The 4,139-nt window shown below is 73.6% G+C and carries 4 protein-coding genes; 1 reads left to right on the top strand and 3 read right to left on the bottom strand.

The window, feature by feature from the left end; all coding sequences use genetic code 11:
- Together C1I97_RS32680 and C1I97_RS32675 are read right to left on the bottom strand one after the other, a co-directional pair.
- The coding region (locus tag C1I97_RS32680; RefSeq protein ID WP_441349177.1) for an oxidoreductase at window positions 1-349 on the bottom strand (349 nt) is incomplete at its 3' end.
- 91 nt (window positions 350-440) lie between these two features.
- Window positions 441-2,519 (bottom strand): SpoIIE family protein phosphatase, encoded by a 2,079-nt coding sequence (locus C1I97_RS32675; protein ID WP_111006651.1) that lies wholly within the window; start codon window positions 2,517-2,519, stop codon window positions 441-443.
- A gap of 278 nt (window positions 2,520-2,797) precedes the next feature.
- On the opposite strand from C1I97_RS32675, the gene C1I97_RS32670 reads away from it, so the two are divergent.
- Window positions 2,798-3,169 (top strand): hypothetical protein, encoded by a 372-nt coding sequence (locus C1I97_RS32670; RefSeq protein ID WP_111006650.1) that lies wholly within the window; start codon window positions 2,798-2,800, stop codon window positions 3,167-3,169.
- A gap of 150 nt (window positions 3,170-3,319) precedes the next feature.
- Here the strand turns inward: C1I97_RS32670 and C1I97_RS32665 are convergent, their stop codons facing one another.
- A complete protein-coding gene (locus C1I97_RS32665) occupies window positions 3,320-4,060 on the bottom strand; it encodes a putative protein N(5)-glutamine methyltransferase (protein WP_111006649.1) in 741 nt (246 codons plus the stop codon).
- Between the last annotated feature and the right edge of the window lie 79 nt (window positions 4,061-4,139).

Here is a 4,139-nt window from a genome sequence, read left to right as displayed (position 1 = left end):
CGACCAGGTCGCGGTGGTAGGCGTAGCGGCCGAAGTGCAGGATCTGCAGGGCGATCCGCCCGCCCTCACGGTGCACGGCCCCGGTCACGACCGCGTGCCGGGCGGCCTCCTCCTCGGTGGTGAGCTTCGCCCCGCCCTCGTAGGGCCGCCCCTCCTCGTTGGGTGCGATACCGCCGGTGACGATGAGCCCCACTCCCCCGCGGGCCCGGGCGGCGTAGAACTCCGCCATCCGCTCGAACCCCCGCTCGGCCTCCTCCAGACCCACGTGCATGGAGCCCATGAGCACACGGTTGGGCAGCGTGGTGAATCCCAGGTCGAGCGGGCTCAGCAAATGCGGGTAACGGCTCATCGGCCCCTCCGTAGGCGGTGTCGTGCCGGTTCAGTTGTAGAGGACACGAGGGGCTTTGTGCAACTAGTTGCAAAACAATGGGCGCTCGGCGCTACGGCGACTTCTGCGCGCGGGCGACGAGCAGGGCCACGTCGTCGTGGTTGTCCGGCTGGTGCAGCGTGCGCAGCAGGAGGTCGCACAGCTCCTCCAGAGGCCGCGGCGGGCCGTCCAGCAGCGTCAGCAGCATCGCCAGGCGCTCGTCCAGCGGGTCCCGGCGCGTCTCGACGAGCCCGTCGGTGTAGAGCACCAGGTGGTCGCCGGGTTCCAGGTCCACCGTCGTGGTGGAGAAAGCGACGCCTCCCACGCCCAGCGGCACCCCGGTGGGCAGGTCCAGCAGCTCCGGGGCGCGTGCGGCGCGGAGCCGGGCCGGAGGCAGGTGTCCGGCGTTGGCGATCCGGCACTGCCGCCGGTGCGGGTCGTGGACGGCGTACAGACAGGTGGCGATGGAGTGGTCCAGGCCGTCGGTGATCCGGTCGAGGTGTTCGAGCAGCTGCGCGGGATCGAGGCCGAGCGGAGCCAGCGCCTTCGTCGCGGTGCGCAGCCGTCCCATCGTGGCCGCCGCGCTGATGCCGCTGCCCATGACGTCGCCCACGACGAGCGCCGTCCTGTCGCCCTCCAGCGGGATCACGTCGAACCAGTCGCCGCCCACCTCCACGGCGGCGCCCGCCGGCTGGTAGCGGGAGGCGACCTCGAGTCCTCCGGTGACGGACGGGTGGCTGGGCAGCAGGCTGCGCTGCAGGGTGAGAGCGGTGTCGCGGGCGTTCTGGTACCAGCGGGCGTTGTCGATCTGCACGGCCGCGCGGGCGGCCAGCTCCCGGGCCAGCAGGACGTCGTCCGCGCTGAAGGGCCGCGGATTGCGGGTGCGTTTGAGGTCCAGTGCGCCCAGCACCTCGCCGCGCGCGATCAGCGGCACGGCCAGGTACGAGTGCACGCCCGCGCGGCCCAGCAGCACGGCGGCCTCCGGGGAGCGGGCGATCACGGGCAGGTCCTCGTCCTTGACCTGCGCCACCAGCACCGGACGCCCGGTGCGCACGCAGCGCGTGACCAGGCGGTCGGGACCGTAGCGGGCGGTCCCGCCGGGCGGATCGGCCGCCTCCAGGGCATCCGCGGCGTGGTCCGCCCGTACGGCCAGGGCGCGGATCACCGCCGGCTCGGCCGGTCCGAGGCTGCTGTGCCGGCCCGCGACCACGGACTCGAGCAGGTCCACGGCGGCCACGTCGGCCAGCTCGGGGACGGTGACGTCGGCCAGCTCACCGGCCGTACGCTCCAGATCCAGGGTGGTGCCGATCCGGGCCGAGGCGTCGGCGATGAGGGCCAGGCGCCGGCGCGCGGTCTCCGCCGCGATGCCCGCCCGGTACTGCTCGGTGATGTCCACGACCGACACGGCCACGCCCAGCACCGTGCCGACGGCGTCCTCCAACCGGTACAGCGAGAACGACCAGGCGTGCTCCTCGTCCGGGTCGGCCGGGGTCCGGCCGACCGTGAACCGGTCGACCAGCGGCTGCCCGGTCTCCAGCACACGGCGCGCGCCGGCCTCCAGGGCGTCGCAGTCGCACTCGGGCAGCAGCTCGCGGACCGTCCGGCCCACGTGCTGCTCGGCGGGTATACCGTTGATCCGCTCCAGGGCCGGGTTGACCGAGACGTATCTCAGCCGGCTGTCCAGTACGGCAAGCCCGATCGGGGACTGCGAGACGATCCGCGCGGACAGTGCCACGTCCCGCTCCAGCCGCCGTACGGTCGACTGGTCGGCGGCGAGCCCCAGCGCGTAGACGTTCCCGCGGTCGTCGAGCAGGCGCATGTTGCGGAACTCCACCAGACGGGCGCTGCCGTCCTTGTGCCGAACGGGAAAGGCACCGGCCCAGCCCCGGCCGGTCCGCAGGACGTCGGCGAACAGCTTGACGACCAGGTCGAGGTGCTGCTCGTGGACCATCAGCCGGGCGGCGTGCCGGCCCAGCGCCTCCTGCGCCGAGTAGCCGAAGAGCTCCTCGGCCTGGGGGCTCCACAGCACGATGCGTCCCTGGGCGTCGAGGACCACCGAGGCCACGCCCAGTACGTCCAGCAGCCCGCTGGGCCGTACGGGTCCGCTCGCCCTCTCGTCGCCCCCGGCCGGGGAAGCCCCCACTGCAGTCATCCCGCCCACCGCCTTCGCCCGTTCGCACGGCCCGCCGTCCCCGGTGCCGGCTCATCCTGTTGTACCGCGCCCACACTCATCTCTCCGACGGTCCGTCGTCTCTTTCCACCATCCCCCAACACGACGGGGGCCGTCCCGCCGAATCGGCCGGACGGACCGCTGTCGCAAGGTGTGGGGGGCCGCCGGTGGTGTTCTCCTGGGAGATGGTGCTTTGCTGAGGACCGGGGGGCGGAGTGCCGGGCGCGGTACGCGGCACGGCCACGAGAGGAGCGATCACGATGGACAGCGAGCGAGCTCACCCCGAATCCGTCTCGGTGGAGCTGAGCGGATGCACCAAGGAGGACGCCCGGATCGTGTTCGACGCCCTGTGCGCCTGCTTCTCGTCCGACCGGTGCGCGCAGGACGTGCCCCGCGACTACGACGAGGTGCGCCCGACGGTGTGGCTCGGCACCTTCGACGTGGCCGAGGAGCACGGGGCCGGCTGCGGCCCCACCCGGCTCGGGGCGTCCGTCACGGCCGACGTACAGGGCGGCTACTGGGCGATCGACCGGTTCCGTACGACCCTGGACTCCCTGTTCACCGTCCAGGACCTGTGCACGGCCTCCGGCGACCAGGAACGAGAACTCCACGCACGCCTGGAAAGCCGCTGACGCCACGTCCGGCACGGCACCGCGCCTTTGTGCGCCGGAGTGACGCGGTCGGCGCCGCCGAAGCGGATCACGGCACGGCGGCCCGGCCGTCCCGGTCCACGCCGTACGTTGCTCACCGCCGCGTCGACGGCCGTCCGCCGGCAGTCCGGTCTACCGCTTGGTTCCCACGACGACGTTCGCGCAGAGGTCCTCCGAGACCGCCAGGCGTGCCGTCAGACCGGCCCGGGTGAAGACGGCCAGGGCTTGCGGGGCCTGGCGTTCGCTCGTCTCGGCGAGGAGGCAGCCGCCGGGGGCGAGCCAGGCGGGGGCCTCGGCGGCGACGCGGCGCAGGACGTCGAGGCCGTCGGCGCCGCCGTCGAGGGCGACGAGCGACTCGTGGTCGCGGGCCTCGGGCGGGAGGAGGCCGACCTCACGGGTGGGGACGTAGGGGACGTTGGCGGCGAGGATGTCGACACGGCCGCGCAGTTCCCCGGGGAGCGCCGCGAACAGGTCGCCGGTGTGGACCGTGCCGTTCACGGGGGTGACGTTGCGCCGGGCGCAGCGCACCGCGGCCGGGTCGATGTCGGCGGCGTGCAGTTCCAGCGGGCCGAGCACGGCGGCCAGCGCCACGCCCACCGCGCCCGAGCCGCAGCACAGGTCCACGACGACGGACGCGTCCGGGGCCCGGGCCGCCGCCTGGTCGACCAGGAACTCGGTCCGGCGCCGCGGTACGAAGACGCCCGGTTCCACGGCGATCCGCAGGCCGTGGAACTCGGCCCGGCCCAGGACCTGTTCGAGGGGCAGCCCGGCGACGCGCCGGTCCACCAGGGCGGCGAGTTCGTCCGGTGTCCGGGCGCCGGCGAGGAGCAACTCGGCTTCCTCCTCGGCGAACACACAGCCTGCGGCGCGCAGCGCGGCGACGACCCCGGCACGCGAGAGCGAGGCGGGAGAGGAAGAGGGAGGGGGAGAGGGAACCCGGTCTGTCCTCCGG

Origin of the sequence: Streptomyces sp. NTH33, assembly GCF_003236365.1 — a bacterium.
Classification (GTDB): domain Bacteria; phylum Actinomycetota; class Actinomycetes; order Streptomycetales; family Streptomycetaceae; genus Streptomyces.
Note: the sequence above shows the minus strand (reverse complement) of the source record. Positions and strands in the feature narration are given on the sequence as shown.